The sequence below is a fragment of the Luteimonas huabeiensis HB2 genome, from assembly GCF_000559025.1.
Lineage (GTDB): Bacteria > Pseudomonadota > Gammaproteobacteria > Xanthomonadales > Xanthomonadaceae > Luteimonas > Luteimonas huabeiensis.
On sequence record NZ_JAAN01000024.1, the window covers coordinates 184,066 to 198,222 of the forward strand.

The 14,157-nt window shown below is 71.8% G+C and carries 12 protein-coding genes and 1 pseudogene; 8 read left to right on the forward strand and 5 right to left on the reverse strand.

The features are described from left to right. Nucleotides 1-8 precede the first annotated feature (8 nt). The 4 genes and pseudogenes from gluQRS to phbB (Z164_RS0110540) all read left to right on the forward strand — a co-directional run bounded on the left by gluQRS (nt 9) and on the right by phbB (Z164_RS0110540) (nt 3,190). Entirely contained in the window at nt 9-923 is a 915-nt protein-coding gene (gene gluQRS, locus Z164_RS0110525) for a tRNA glutamyl-Q(34) synthetase GluQRS (protein WP_024890658.1), read from the forward strand. Nucleotides 924-969: 46 nt separating this feature from the next. Beyond that, entirely contained in the window at nt 970-1,710 is a 741-nt protein-coding gene (gene phbB / locus Z164_RS0110530; protein ID WP_024890659.1) for an acetoacetyl-CoA reductase, read from the forward strand. A 43-nt stretch (nt 1,711-1,753) separates the two neighbouring features. Continuing rightward, nucleotides 1,754-2,307, forward strand: a pseudogene (gene phaR / locus Z164_RS0110535) (polyhydroxyalkanoate synthesis repressor PhaR). Between the two features lie 142 nt (nt 2,308-2,449). After that, nucleotides 2,450-3,190 (forward strand): acetoacetyl-CoA reductase, encoded by a 741-nt coding sequence (gene phbB / locus Z164_RS0110540; protein ID WP_024890661.1) that lies wholly within the window; start codon nt 2,450-2,452, stop codon nt 3,188-3,190. Between the two features lie 130 nt (nt 3,191-3,320). On the opposite strand, the gene bfr is transcribed toward phbB (Z164_RS0110540), so the two are convergent. Continuing rightward, nucleotides 3,321-3,818: a bacterioferritin gene (gene bfr / locus Z164_RS0110545; RefSeq protein ID WP_024890662.1), complete on the reverse strand. Its 498-nt coding sequence runs from the start codon at nt 3,816-3,818 to the stop codon at nt 3,321-3,323. A gap of 140 nt (nt 3,819-3,958) precedes the next feature. On the opposite strand from bfr, the gene Z164_RS0110550 reads away from it, so the two are divergent. Continuing rightward, nucleotides 3,959-6,463, forward strand: a complete 2,505-nt coding sequence (locus Z164_RS0110550) for a penicillin acylase family protein (RefSeq protein ID WP_024890663.1) — start codon at nt 3,959-3,961, stop codon at nt 6,461-6,463. A 34-nt stretch (nt 6,464-6,497) separates the two neighbouring features. Here Z164_RS0110550 and Z164_RS0110555 read toward each other — a convergent pair whose 3' ends face one another. The 3 genes from Z164_RS0110555 to asnB form a co-directional block, all read right to left on the reverse strand. Further along, complete coding sequence (locus Z164_RS0110555) at nt 6,498-7,097, reverse strand: nitroreductase family protein (RefSeq protein WP_024890664.1); 600 nt, start codon at nt 7,095-7,097, stop codon at nt 6,498-6,500. Nucleotides 7,098-7,224: 127 nt separating this feature from the next. Further along, nucleotides 7,225-8,430, reverse strand: a complete 1,206-nt coding sequence (fabV, locus tag Z164_RS0110560; protein WP_024890665.1) for an enoyl-ACP reductase FabV — start codon at nt 8,428-8,430, stop codon at nt 7,225-7,227. A 112-nt stretch (nt 8,431-8,542) separates the two neighbouring features. Further along, nucleotides 8,543-10,237, reverse strand: coding sequence for an asparagine synthase B (gene asnB / locus Z164_RS0110565; RefSeq protein WP_024890666.1), 1,695 nt, complete (start codon nt 10,235-10,237; stop codon nt 8,543-8,545). 473 nt (nt 10,238-10,710) lie between these two features. Here asnB and Z164_RS0110570 point away from each other — a divergent pair, with 473 nt between their 5' ends. From Z164_RS0110570 to Z164_RS23350, 3 genes are read left to right on the forward strand one after another with little or no spacing between them, the layout of a single operon-like run. Further along, on the forward strand, nt 10,711-11,448 hold the full coding sequence (locus tag Z164_RS0110570) for a hypothetical protein (RefSeq protein WP_152540918.1): 738 nt from the start codon (nt 10,711-10,713) through the stop codon (nt 11,446-11,448). Nucleotides 11,449-11,476: 28 nt separating this feature from the next. Beyond that, nucleotides 11,477-12,349 carry a hypothetical protein gene (locus Z164_RS20370; RefSeq protein ID WP_152540919.1) on the forward strand — a complete coding sequence of 291 codons (873 nt, stop codon included), beginning with the start codon at nt 11,477-11,479 and terminating at the stop codon, nt 12,347-12,349. Nucleotides 12,350-12,379: 30 nt separating this feature from the next. Then, nucleotides 12,380-12,976 carry a hypothetical protein gene (locus Z164_RS23350; protein ID WP_024890669.1) on the forward strand — a complete coding sequence of 199 codons (597 nt, stop codon included), beginning with the start codon at nt 12,380-12,382 and terminating at the stop codon, nt 12,974-12,976. 36 nt (nt 12,977-13,012) lie between these two features. Here Z164_RS23350 and dapE read toward each other — a convergent pair whose 3' ends face one another. Next, nucleotides 13,013-14,155 carry a succinyl-diaminopimelate desuccinylase gene (dapE, locus tag Z164_RS0110585; protein ID WP_024890670.1) on the reverse strand — a complete coding sequence of 381 codons (1,143 nt, stop codon included), beginning with the start codon at nt 14,153-14,155 and terminating at the stop codon, nt 13,013-13,015. Nucleotides 14,156-14,157: the final 2 nt, after the last annotated feature.

Below are 14,157 nucleotides of genomic sequence, written 5' to 3' on the forward strand. Positions count from 1 at the left end.
CCCGCCCGATGCCCGTCCCCGCACCTCCCGCGCCGCGCCGCGGGCGCTTCGCCCCCTCGCCCACCGGGCCGCTGCATGCCGGCTCGCTGGTCGCCGCACTCGGCAGCTGGCTGATGGCGCGCCGCGCCGGCGGCGAGTGGCGGGTGCGCATCGAGGACATCGACCCGCCGCGCGAGGTGCCGGGCGCGGCGCAGGCGCAATTGGCCGCGCTCGACCGGCTGGGCCTGGTCCCGGACGGCCCGGTGCTGCGGCAGAGCGCGCGCGGCGCGCACTACGCCGCGGCGCTGGCGCGACTGCTCGATGCCGGCCACGCCTTCGTCTGCCACTGCAGCCGCGCCGACCTGGCCGCGCGCGGGGGCCCGCACCACGCCTGCGCGCCCGGCGCGCGGCGGCCGGATCCGGCGATCCGGCTGCGCGTACCGCCCGGCTGCACGATCGCCTTCGACGATGGCGTCCACGGCCGGGTCCGGCAGGACGTCCACGCCGAGGTCGGCGACTTCGTGCTGCGCCGCGCCGACGGCCTGTGGGCCTACCAACTGGCGGTGGTCGTCGACGACGCGGACCAGGGGATCACCGATGTCGTCCGCGGCGCCGACCTGCTGGACTCCACGCCGCGGCAGATCCTGCTGCAGCGGCTGCTCGGCCTGCCGACGCCCGCCTACGCGCACCTGCCGCTGCGGCGCGACGGCGCCGGGCGCAAGCTCTCGAAGTCGCAGGGCGCCGCCCCCATCGAGGACGCGCCCGTCGCCGCGCTCGAGGCCGCCTGGCGCTTCCTCGGCCAGGCGCCGCTGGCGAGCGCGCCGGCGGATCCGGCCGCGTGGCTGGCCGCGGCGCTTGCCGCGTTCCAGCCCGCCCGGATCCCGCGCGACACCCCCGATCCGCTCGCCGCAACGCACAACGCCCCGGCCGCGCGGGACGCCTAGAATCGGGACGACCTCTTCCCGACAGCGCATCCCAGGAGACGCACACATGACCTCAAGAGTGGCCCTCGTCACGGGCGGCACCGGTGGCATCGGCACCGCGATCTGCAGGCGGCTGCATGCCGCCGGCCACCGCGTCGCCACCAACTACCGCGACGAGGCGCGCGCGCAGGCCTGGCTGCGGAAGATGCGCGAGAGCGGCTGCGAGGCGACCCTGGTCCCGGGCGACGTGTCCTCGCCGGAGGACGCCGAGCGCATGGTGCGCGACGTCGAGGCCGAGCTCGGGCCGGTCGAGATCCTGATCAACAATGCCGGCATCACCCGCGACACCACCTTCCACAAAATGACCGCGCAGCAGTGGCAGGAGGTCATCAACACCAACCTCAACTCGGTGTTCAACGTGACCCGGCCGGTGATCGAGGGCATGCGCGAGCGCAAGTGGGGCCGCATCGTGCAGATCAGCTCGATCAACGGGCAGAAGGGCCAGTACGGCCAGGCCAACTACGCCGCCGCCAAGGCCGGCATGCACGGCTTCACCATCTCCCTGGCGCAGGAGAACGCGCGCTTCGGGATCACCGTCAACACCGTCTCCCCCGGCTACATCGGCACCGACATGGTGATGGCGGTGCCCGAGCCGGTGCGCGAGAAGATCGTCGCCCAGATCCCGACCGGCCGCCTCGGCACGCCGGACGAGATCGCCTACGCGGTGGCCTTCTTCCTCCCCGACGAGGCGGCCTGGATCACCGGCGCCAACCTGTCGGCCAACGGCGGGCAGTACATGGGCTGGTAGCCGCCGGCGCCCGCGCTGAATGCGCGGGGCCGGCCCCCGGACGATGGTCCAAGTTGCGCCGGCTTCCGGCGTGGGCCATGCTGCGGGGCAATACGGCCAGGCCTTCGATTCATGAGCGATCTGCGCATCATCAAGAAGTATCCCAACCGCCGCCTCTACGACACCGAGATCTCCAGCTACATCACCATCGAGGACGTGCGCCAGCTGATCCTGGACGGCGAGAACTTCGAGGTACGCGACGCCAAGAGCGGCGACGACCTCACCCGCCAGGTGCTGCTGCAGATCATCGCCGAGCACGAGCAGGACGGGCAGCCGATGCTGTCGACGCAGTTGCTGAGCCAGATCATCCGCTTCTACGGCGACTCGCTGCAGGGCTTCATGGCGACCTACCTCGAGCGCTCCATGCAGACCTTCCTCGACCAGCAGCAGCAGTTCCGCCAGCAGATGAGCGGGCTGCTGGGGCAGACGCCCTGGTCGATGATGAACAAGCTCACCGAGCGCAACCTGGAGCTGTGGCAGGAGTTCCAGCAGAACCTGATCGGCAGCGTGGGCCGCGCGCCCGGCACCGACAAGCCCGGCGACAAGCGCGGCCGCTGAGCGCCCGCCCGGATCCGACACGCCGACCGGCGACGGCATCCGGGCAGGCCGAGCCCGCGCGAGCGGCCACGCCGGGCCCCCCGCACGGCGCCCGGCGCCGATTCGATCGTCGCCATCCCCTTCCGGCTTCCGGAGCATTCCCATGAGCAAACGCATCGCCGTCGTCACCGGCGGACTCGGCGGGCTGGGCACCGCCATCTGCCGGCACCTGGCCCGCGCCGGCCACCGCGTGGTCGCCGCCGACCTCGACGGGCAGGCCGAACGCCTCGCCGCGTTCGAGACCGCCATGCACGGCCTGGAGGTGGAGTTCGCCGCGCTCGACGTGGCCGACTTCGACGCCTGCGGCCGCTTCGTGGCCGACGTGCAGGCGCGCCACGGCGCGCTGGACGTGCTGGTCAACAATGCCGGCATCACCCGCGACGTCACTCTGCGCAAGATGGACCGGGCGCAGTGGCAGGACGTCGTCGACGTCAACCTGGGCAGCGTGTTCAACCTGTGCCGGCACGCGGTTGGAGGCATGGTCGAGCGCGGCTTCGGCCGCATCGTCAACCTGTCCTCGGTCAACGGCCAGACCGGACAGTTCGGGCAGACCAACTACTCCGCCGCCAAGGCCGGCATGCACGGCTTCACCATGGCGCTGGCGCGCGAGGTCGCGCGCAAGGGCGTGACCGTCAACACCGTCTCGCCGGGCTACTGCGAGACCGCGCTGGTCATGCGCATGCCCGAGGCGATCCGCGCCGGCATCGTCGAGCAGGTTCCGGTGGGCCGCCTCGGCCGCCCGGAGGAGATCGCGCGCGCCGTCGCCTTCCTCGTCGACGAGGAGGCCGGCTTCGTCACCGGCGCCAACCTGCCGGTCAACGGCGGCCTGTTCATGAGCTTCTGAGCGCCGTCCGGATCCGTCGCCGCGCTCGGAACCGCGCTGGCGCGGTGCCCGCCGATCGCGTGCGCTGCGCGTGGCCGTACGCCCGGCCGGCTGCGCCCGCCACGGAGCGCGAACAGGCCCGCGCCGGCGCTCAGGGCGTCCCGGCGTGGCCGCCCTCGCCTTCGCCGATCTTGCTCTGCTGGTAGTTCTGCAGGCCGATCATGCGGATCAGCCGCAACTGCTGCTCCAGCCAGTAGGTGTGGTCTTCCTCGGTATCGGCGAGCTGCGCCACCAGCACCTGCCGGCTGACGAAGTCCTGGTGACGCTCGCACAGCGCCACGCCGCGGGCGAGATCGGCGCGCACCTTGTACTCGAGATCGAGATCCTTCTGCAGCATCTCCTCCACGGTGCGCCCGGGCTCGAACGCGTGCGGGCGCATGTCCGGATCGCCCTCCAGGAACAGGATGCGCCGCAGCAGCGCGTCGGCGTGCTGGGTCTCCTCCTCCATCTCGTGGTGGATGCGCTCGTAGAGGCGGTGCAGGCCCAGGTCCTCGTAGCGGCGCGAATGCAGGAAGTACTGATCGCGCGCGGCGAGTTCGCCGCGCAGCAGCTCCTTGAGGTAATCGACGACTTCGGGATGACCCTTCATGGCGGTCTCGGCGCGGGGGAATGCGCGGCAGTATGCCCATCCGCGCGCGGCGATGATCGGATGCGAATCGGTCCGACTTGCATTCTCGCTGTCGCCGCACCGACCTACAATCGGTCGACGCCCCCGGACGAGGACCCACCATGCGATCGCGGACAGGACGCCTCCTGGGCCGGCTGGCCCTGCTGCTCGCGGTGCTGGCGCTGGCCGCCGCGGCGCTGGCCTGGTGGCTGCTGCGCGGCAGCCTGCCCCGGCTCGACGGCGAGTTCGCGCTGCCCGGGCTGTCGGCGCCGGCGACCGTCCAGCGCGACGCGCTCGGCGTGGTGACGGTGGAGGCCGCCAGCGAGACCGACGCCTTCCGCGCGCTGGGCTACGTGCACGCGCAGGAGCGCTATTTCGAGATGGACCTGATGCGCCGGGTGGCGGCCGGGGAGCTCGCGGCGCTGTTCGGCGAGCGCGCGCTGGAGACCGATCGCCGCAACCGCGCGCACCGCATGCGGGCGCGGGTGGAAGCCTCGCTGGCGGAGATCGCCGGCGACCGCCTGGCGCAGCTCGAGGCCTACGCCGACGGCGCCAACGCCGGGCTGGCGGCGCTGCGGGTGCGGCCGTGGCCCTACCTGCTGCTGGGCCGCGCGCCGGAACCGTGGACCGCGGCGGACGCCGCGCTGACCGGCTACGCGATGTACTTCGACCTGCAGGACGCCGACAACGCACAGGAGCTGGCGCGCGGGCGGATGCGTCCGCACCTGCCGCCGGCGCTGTTCGCCCTGCTCGCCCACGACGGCAGCAGCTGGGATGCGCCGTTGTTCGGCGGGCCGCGCGGCGACGCGGTGCTGCCCGATGCCTCCGCGGTGGACCTGCGTACCCTGCCCGCCCCACCGGCCAGAGAGGCGGCGCCCGGGCTGGCGCCGTCCGGCTCCGAGCCCGGCGGCAGCGGCGGCCTCGCCGCGCTCGTCGCGGCGGGCACCGGCACCGACCTGCGACCCGGCAGCAACAACTTCGCGGTCTCCGGCGCGCTGACCGCGGACGGCCGCGCGCTGGTCGCCGACGACATGCACCTCGGGCTGCGCGCGCCCGGTATCTGGTTCCGCGCGCGCCTGCGCTACCCGCACCCGCGCGCGCCCGGCGGCCGCGTGGACGTCTCCGGCTTCACCCTGCCGGGCCTGCCGGCGGTGGTGGTCGGCAGCAACACCCGCGTCGCCTGGGGCTTCACCAACAGCTACGGCGACTTCCTGGACTGGCGGCGCGTGCGCCCGTGCGAGGCCTCGTCGCCGGCGTCCGGCTGCGTGCCGGTGGTGCGCCACGTCGAGCGGATCGCGGTCGCCGGCGGCACGGACGAGACCCTGACCGTCGAGGAGACCGCCTGGGGCCCGCTGCTCCATCGCGAGGCCGACGGCACCGCGCTGGCGCTGCGCTGGGTCGCGCACCTGCCGGGGTCGCTGAACTTCGGCCTGGCCGACTTCGCGCTCGCCCGCGACCTCGACGACGCGCTGGCGATCGCCGACCGCACCGCGACGCCCACCCAGAACCTCGTCCTCGGCGACCGCGAAGGCCGCATCGCCTGGCGGCTGCTGGGGCCGATCCCGGTGCGCGAGGCCGGCTGCGGCGGTTTCCTGCCGCTCGATGCCACCGCGCCCTGCGCGCCCTGGCCGATCGCCACCGACGCCTCCCCGCTGCTGCGCTCGCCGGCCGCCGACCGCCTGTGGACGGCCAACAGCCGCGTCGTGGACGGCGCCGACTACGCCCGCATCGGCGACGGCGGCGCCGCCCTGGGCGCGCGCGCGCGGCAGATCCGCGATGCACTGGCCGCGCGCGAGCGCTTCGCCGAACGCGACCTGCTCGACATCCAGCTCGACGACCGCGCGCTGCTGATGACGCGCTGGTGGACGCTGCTGCGCGAGACCGCCGCGCGCCCGGTGGCGCCGGGAGACGCCGGCTCGCCGGCGCTGCACGCGCTGGCCGAGGCCGCGCGCGACTGGTCGGGCCGGGCCGAGCCCGGCTCCGTGGCCTACCGCATCGTGCGCGCCTGGCGGCTGGCGGTGCACGCGCGCATCGCCGACGGGCTGACCGCGCCGGCGCGCGCCGCACTGGGTCCGGACTTCGTCGCCCCGGACTGGCCCAACCTGGAAGGCGTGGTCTGGCCGCTGGTGCAGCGCCGACCGGCGCACCTGCTGCCGCGCCGCTACGCCTGCGCCGAGCGCGAGGACGCGCCCGCGCGCTGCCGCGACGATGCGCACGGCTGGGCCGCGCTGTTCGAGGACGCCGCGACCGAGGTACGGGCGGAACTGGAGGCGCTGGGGCCGTTGCGCGAGCGCACCTGGGGCGAGCGCAACACCGCCGCCATCTGCCACCCGCTGGCGGGCGCGATCCCGCTGCTGGGCCGGCGCCTGCTGTGCATGCCGCCCGACCCGTTGCCGGGCGACGGCATGATGCCGCGCGTACAGGGTCCGGCGTTCGGCGCCTCGCAGCGCATGGTGGTCGCGCCGGGCCACGAGGCCGAGGGCATCGCCCACATGCCCGGCGGCCAGAGCGGCCACCCGCTGTCGCCGTTCTGGGGTGCCGGCCATGCGGACTGGGTACAGGGCCGCCCCGCACCGTTCCTTCCGGGCGAGGCGGCGCACCGCCTGCGGCTGACGCCCGCGCCGTAGCCGCGCGAGCGCCTGGGCGGCCGGCGGCCGCGGATCAGCCGAAGACGCGGAAGCGTTCGGCGTCGTCGATGAAGGTCTTGTCGCCGATCGGCGCCTCGTTGGAGCCGAACGGCATCTGCGCGCGCAGCGTCCAGCTGGCCGGCAGCGACCATTCGGCGGCGGCGGCGGCATCCGGCAGCGGGTTGTAGTGCTGCAGGCTGGCGCCGATGCCGGCGTTGGCCAGCGCCGTCCACACCGAGAACTGCGCCATCGCGCTGGCGTGCTCGGACCACACCGGGAAGTTGTCGGCGTACAGCGGGAACTGCGCCTGCAGCCCCTTGACCACGTCCTGGTCCTCGTAGAACAGCACGGTGCCGGCGCCGGCGGCGAAACCGTCGATCTTCTGCTCGGTCGCGGCGAAGGACTCGGCCGGCACGATCGCGCGCAGCGCGTCCTTGACGATCTCCCAGAAGCGCCGGCTCTGCGCGCCGAACAGGATCACCGCGCGGGAGCTCTGCGAGTTGAACGACGACGGCGACAGCCGGACCGCTTCCTTGATCAGCTCGGCGGTCTCGTCCTGGGACAGGGGCAGCCGGTCGCCGAGCGCGTACTGCGTACGGCGGCGACGGCTGGCTTCGATGAAGGGATTGCTCATGATGCGTGCCTGCGGTGGGGGTGAAGGATGAATGCAGGCAGCAGACTAAGGACGCCGCCGTCCGCGCAACAGGACCGGCGGCGGGACGAATCGTTGCAGGGCCGGCACGGCGGCCGGCCCCGGCCGCTCAGAGCTCGACGACGTCGAAGTTCGCCACCGGATCCACCTCGGCGTCGTAGTCCACGTCGTCGCGGTCGAAGCCGAACAGCTTGAGGAACTCGTGCTTGTAGCCGGCGTAGTCGGTCAGCTCGAACAGGTTCTCGGTGGTGACCTGCGGCCACAGCGCCTTGCAGGCGTCCTGCACCTCCGGGCGCAGCTCCCAGTCGTCCAGCCGCAGCCGGCCCGCGTCGTCGAGCTCGGCCGGGCGGCCGTCCTCGCGGTACATGCGTTCGCGGAACAGGCGGTCGAGCTGCTCGATCGGCCCTTCGTGCAGGCCCTGCGCCTTCATGACCTTGAAGACGATGGCGATGTACAGCGGCAGCACCGGGATCGCCGCGCTGGCCTGGGTGACCACCGACTTCAGCACGGCCACGTTCGCCGCGCCGCCCCGCGCCGCCAGCTTCGCGTCCAGGCGGCGCGCGGTGGCGTCGAGATCGGCCTTGGCGCGGCCGAGCGCGCCGTGCCAGTAGATCGGCCAGGTGATCTCGGTGCCGATGTAGCTGAAGGCGACGGTCCGGGCGCCCTCGGCCAGCACCCCGGCGCGGTCCAGGGCCTCGATCCACAGCGCCCAGTCCTGCCCGCCCATCACCGCCACCGTGTCCTCGATCTCCTGCTCGGTGGCCGGCTCGATCGTGGCCTGCACGATCTGGTCGCGATTGGTGTCGATCGCGGTCGAGGTGTAGGGCGCGCCGATCGGCTTGAGCGCCGAGCGCTTGACCTCGCCGGTGTCGGGCAGCTTGCGCACGGGCGATGCCAGCGAATACACCACCAGGTCCACCTGCCCGCCCATCTCCTCGCGGATCAGCGCGATCGCCTTCTCGCGCGCGGCGTCGGAGAACGCATCGCCGTTGATCGAGCGGCTGTAGAGGCCGGCCTGCTTGGCGTAGCGGTCGAACGCCGCGGCGTTGTACCAGCCGGCGGTGCCCGGCTTCTTCTCGGTGCCGGGCTTCTCGAAGAACACGCCCAGGGTATCGGCGCCAAAGCCGAACGCGGCGCTGATGCGCGCGGCCAGCCCGTAGCCGCTGGAAGCGCCGATCACCAGCACCTTCTTCGGCCCGTCGCTGCGCACGCCGCGCGCCCGCGTGGCCGCGATCTGGTCGCGCACGTTGAGCTCGCAACCCTTGGGATGCGTGGTGGTGCAGATGAAGCCGCGGACCTTGGGATGGATGATCACGTTGTGCCCTGTGGAGACGGAACGGGAGCGCAAGTCTAAGCCCTGCGCCGGCGCCGGTCCCGTACGGTGGCCCACGGTGGAAACGGCGCCAAGCCGCCGGCGAACGCGGCGCTCAGGCGGCCGCGTGGTGCACCCCCGCCACCGCGCGGCCGGACGGATCGGCCGCCGCCGCGAACGCCGCGTCCCAGGCGATCGCCGCCGGCGAGGAGCAGGCGATGGACTTGCCGCCGGGCACGGTCTCGGCCGCGGCGGGCGTCGGGAACGCGCGCTCGAACAGGCTGCGATAGAGGTACGCCTCCTTGGTCTGCGGCGGGTTGTGCGGGAAGCGCCGCGCCGCGGCCGCCAGCTCGCGGTCGCCGACCTGCGCCTGCACATGCGCCTTCAGGCCGTCGATCCAGCCGTAGCCCACGCCATCGCTGAACTGCTCCTTCTGCCGCCACAGGATCTCGCGCGGCAGGTAGCCCTCGAACGCCTCGCGCAACACCGCCTTTTCGATTCGCCCCCGCGACGCATCGATCATCTTGTGCGCGGCGTCCATGCGCATCGCCACGTCCAGGAACTCGCGGTCCAGGAACGGCACCCGCGGCTCCACGCCCCAGGCCATCATCGACTTGTTGGCGCGCAGGCAGTCGTAGTCGTGCAGGGCGTCGAGCTTGCGCACCAGCTCCTGGTGGAACTCGCGCGCGTCGGGCGCCTTGTGGAAGTAGAGATAGCCACCGAAGATCTCGTCGCTGCCCTCGCCCGAGAGCACCATCTTCACCCCCATCGCCTTGATCCGGCGCGCCAGCAGGAACATCGGCGTGGAGGCGCGCACGGTGGTGACGTCGTAGGTCTCGATATGCCGGATCACCTCCGGCAGCGCGTCGAGGCCCTCTTCCAGGGTGTACTCGAAACCGTGATGCACGGTACCCAGCGCTTCGGCCGCGACCTTCGCCGCGGCGAGGTCGGGCGAGCCGGCCAGGCCGATCGCGAACGAATGCAGGCGCGGCCACCAGGCCTCGCTGCGGTCGCCGTCCTCGATGCGGTGGCGCGCGTAGCGCGCGGCCACCGCCGCGACCAGGGAGGAGTCCAAACCGCCCGACAGCAGCACGCCGTAGGGCACGTCGGTCATCAATTGCCGGTGCACCGCGGCCTCGAAGGCCTCGCGCAACTCGCGCGGCGACACCTCGACGCCGCGCACCGCCTCGTAGTCGCGCCAGGGGCGATCGTAGTAGCGCACCAGCGCGCCGCTGGCGCTGTCGTACCAATGCCCGGGCGGAAACTGGGCGACGTCGGCGCAGCGATCGACCAGCGCCTTCATCTCCGAGGCCACCCGCAGCCGCCCCTCGCGGTCGTGGCCCCAGTACAGCGGCACCACGCCGATCGGGTCGCGGGCGATGATCGCCCGGCCCTTCGCCTGGTCCCACAGGGCGAAGGCGAAGATGCCGTTGAGCCGCTCCAGGAACGCGCTCGGGCCGCTGCCATCGGCCTCGCTCTCGCGGTAGAGCGCGTTGATGACCTCGCAGTCGGAGCCGGTCTGGAAATCGTAGGGCGCGCGCAACTGCGCCTTCAGCGCCTGGTGGTTGTAGATCTCGCCGTTGACCGCCAGCGCCAGCGCGCCGTCGGCCGAGCGCAGCGGCTGCGCGCCGCCGGCCGGATCGACGATGGCCAGCCGCTCGTGGACCAGCAGCGCACCGTCGCCGACGTAGACCCCGCTCCAGTCGGGGCCGCGGTGGCGCTGGCGCTGCGAGCATTCCAGCGCCTGGCGGCGCAGGCGCGGGAGATCGTCGCCGGGTTGCAGGCCGAAGATACCGAAGATCGAGCACATGCGAAGGAACTCCGTCGTAGGAAGACATTGGCGTTTCGCCCTCCCCCGCCCCGCGGAGGAGGAATCTCGCGTGCACGAAAAAGCCCGCGCCTTGCGGCGCGGGCTTCGTTCGTCTGGCGCTTGTCGCTTCGCCTATGCGCGGGCCCGCAGCCGCGCACGAGAATTCGTGCCGCGGTTATTGCGGTTGGCGTTGTTGGCGATGGACGGCAGGCGGTGCATGGGAAGCGACGCTACCGGTTCGCACCGCGCTTGGCAACCGTTTCCGCCGCAACCTTCCCGGCGCGCCGTCGGCGATCGCCCCGGCGATACCAGCGCGTTCTCGGCGCCAAGCCTGGCGCCCGATACCGCGATGGATATCGGGAGGGCGTACCTCCGCAGGGCCGTCGCCGAATTGCGCCTCGTCGCCCGGATTCCTAGACTGCGATCGCGCGCGACCTCGCCCGGCGAGGCCTTCTCTGCAGATGGAGCTTGCGGTGACCCGAATCCAGACCGCCGCCCCCGGCATTCCCCCATCGGGCATCGCGCCTCGCCGCCCGGCCGGACGCGCGAGAACGCGCCTTGCGGCCCTCGTCGCCATCGCAGGAACGCTCTTCATGACCGCATGCACGGACCACGCCCGCAACGCCGACTCGGCGCCCTCGCCGCGCCCCGGCAACTTCCCCGTGGTCGAACCCTTCGCCCTCGACCGGGCCGGCAGCAGGCTCAGCGTCGTGTTCGAGCTGCCGGATGCGCGGGCCGGCGAGATCCTCAAGCCGGCGTTCATCGGGTTCAGGGCGGTCAACGCAGCGTCGGACGGAAGCGACGAGATGATGGACCATGCGAAAAGACTCTCCGCGTACCTGCTTGAATCCCCGCTGCCGATCAGCGTCCGCCTTTGGCGTATCGACGGGCCGGAGGAACAACCGGTCGAGCTGTACGACCGTCATCGAGACATTCAGAGACAGGAGACGTGGTACGAGAAGAATCCGAACGACGTCTTCACGCATCACTCCGCCGGAAGCACCGACAACAGCCCGCTGATCGCCGCCGGACTTTACGAGTACGACAAGGCCTACTACGTTCACGAAATCGCCAGGATCAGCCCGACGACGCCTGGGAAGTACCGTCTGGAAGTAGAAAACCTGGAATCCCATCCCGTCCTGATCGAGCTGAAGCACGCTTTGCCGGCGTTGCGATACGAACTCCTGGTCTCGCATTACTACCCGAGATAGCCCGTTCCTCCCCCGAATGGACTTGGCCATGCCCGCCCCGCGACCGCCTTCCGAACCGAAAGGCCCCTATACGGTCACGATCTACGTGGCCGCGCCCGGCGCTCCGATCCAGAGACTCGATGGCGACGCGACCCAGACATCGCAGGCCGGTCATGTCTACTACAGCGTCAGCGACGGCAAGACGGAAAACGGGTATGGCTTTTCCCCAATCCAAAGCGGCATGCGCGGACCCGGGCACGTGGTCAGGGACGAGCACGAAATGTATCTGAACCCCGCCTATGCACGCACGATGGAAATCACCGCAGCCCAGTACGACGCGCTCCGGGACTACGGCGAACAAGGGGTCGCGAAGGACGAGCGCTATTTCGATCTCGACTACAACGGCGCCACCAATAGCTGCATCGACTTCACCTGGGGCGCGCTGAACCACGCCGGGCTTCACAGGCGGATCGAGCTGCCGCTCGGGTTCGAGCTGCAGGACAAAGACTACGATGGTGCGCTGAAGCCGCTGGACAACATCCGGGAGTTCAAGCGCATCCCCGATCCGGTGCCGGGCAGTCCGCACAACCGCGAGCAGGAGAACGCCTTGCCCGAAAGAACGCGATGGCAGCGGTTGCTCAGCGAGGACGAATCGCAACGCGGCCTCGACCAGGGCTCGCGCCATGCCGCGACGCACGTCGCCGACCGATCGCCTTTCGAGGACCCCGTGCTCGAGCAGTTGCACGCAGCACTGCAGCGAGGGGACAGCGACAGGCTCGACGAGATCGGCCGGCAGTTCAACCGCTCGGACGAAGGCGCGCAACTGGAGCGACAGGGTCGACAACTTTATGACGAACAGCAGGCCACCGTCTCGCAGTCGGAACACCCACAACAGCAACCGGTCGAACTGGTGCGCGCATAGCGGGCATTTTGGACGGACTCGAGGACGATCATGCAGACCACGGACGATCTTGCCGCCGCCCACGCGGCGCTACGCCAATCCATCGAATCCAACACCGAGATCGCCAAGCTGCTGCTGGCGCTGCGCACCGAGATTTCCGAGCATGCCGAGAAGATCCGGGGCACATTGAGGCAGGATGCCGAAGCGCTGAAGGAATCGAGCCACAGGGTGCATGAGGACGTTGCGCGCATCACCGGCCAGGCGGCCGAACGGATCGCCCGGCAAGCCGAAGAGGCGCTGAAGCCCCGATTGCACGAGCACGGGCAGGCCCTGGCGTCGCTGGGCGCGCGGGTCGAACGCATGGGCCGCGTCGCCCGGACCTGGACGTTCGCCTCGCTGGCGACGCTGGCGACGACGGTGCTGGTGTCGCTGCTGGTCCTCGGCTACTTCAGGCGCGAGCTCGCCGCCACCCGCGCGCAACTGCAGCGCTACGACGACGCGATCCCGGTGCTGCAAGCGTTCTATGCGTCCGATGCCGTGGTCTGCGGCGAGAGGATCTGCGTGAACGTCGATGCGGGCGCTCGACGCATCGGCGAAGGCGAGCGGTACGCGCCGGCGCGTCCGAGGGCCGCTGCCGACCGCCCATGAACATCGGGGTCCGGTAGCGGTCCTGCAGGCTCAGGCTCAGCGCGGCTTCGCTTCCGGCAGCAGGCGCTCGATCAGGGCGAGATACAGGCCCGGCAGCGCCTCCAGGTCGGCCACGCGCACGTGCTCGTCCACCTGGTGGATGCTGGCGTTGACCGGCCCGATCTCGATGCACTGCGCGCCCAGCGGCGCGATGAAGCGCGCATCCGAGGTGCCGCCGCCGGTACTCTCCTCGGGCGGCTCGCCGGCGTACGCGGCCAGGACCTCGCGGGCGGCGGCGCGCAGCGGGCCTTCGGGCGTGTAGAAGGGTTCGCCGCTGCGGTGCCAGCGCAGTTCGTGGTCGAGACCGTGGCGGGCGAGCAGCGCCGCCACTTCGTCCTCCAGCCGCTGCGCGGTCCAGTGCGGGTTGTAGCGCAGGTTGAACCGCACCTGCAGTTCGCCGGGGATCACGTTGCCGGCGCCGGTGCCGGCGCCGATGTTGCTGATCTGCAGGCTGGTCGGCGGGAAGCGCTCGTAGCCGTCGTCCCAGCCACGCGCCGCCAGTTCGGCCAGCGCGGGCAGCGCCTCGTGCACCGGGTTGCGCGCCAGTTGCGGGTAGGCGACGTGGCCCTGCACGCCGCGCACGGTCAGCGTCGCCGACAGCGAGCCGCGGCGGCCGACCCGCAGCAGGTCGCCCAGCCGCGCCTTCGAGGACGGCTCGCCGGTGATGCACCAGTCGATGCGCTGCCCGCGCGCGCGGAAGGTCTCGGCCACCCGCCGCACGCCGTCGATCGCGTCGCCCTCCTCGTCCGAGGTCAGCAGCAGCGCGAGCGTGCCGGCGTGCCCCGGCCGGGACGCGGCGAAGCGCTCGGCGGCGATCACGAAGGCCGCCACGCCGCTCTTCATGTCGGCCGCGCCGCGTCCGTACAGCACGCCGTCGCGGATCTCCGGCGCGAACGGGTCGCTGCGCCAGGCCTCGCGCGGACCCGGCGGCACCACGTCGGTATGGCCGAGCAGCAGCAGCACCGGGCCGCCGCTGCCGTGGGTGGCCCACAGGTTCTCGACCTCGCCGAAGCGCAGCCGCTCGCAGGCGAACCCCGCGCGCGCCAGCCGCTCGGCGACGAGCGCCTGGCAGCCGGCGTCCTCCGGCGTCACCGAAGGCCGCGCGATCAGTTCGCGGGCGAGATCGAGGACATCGGACATCG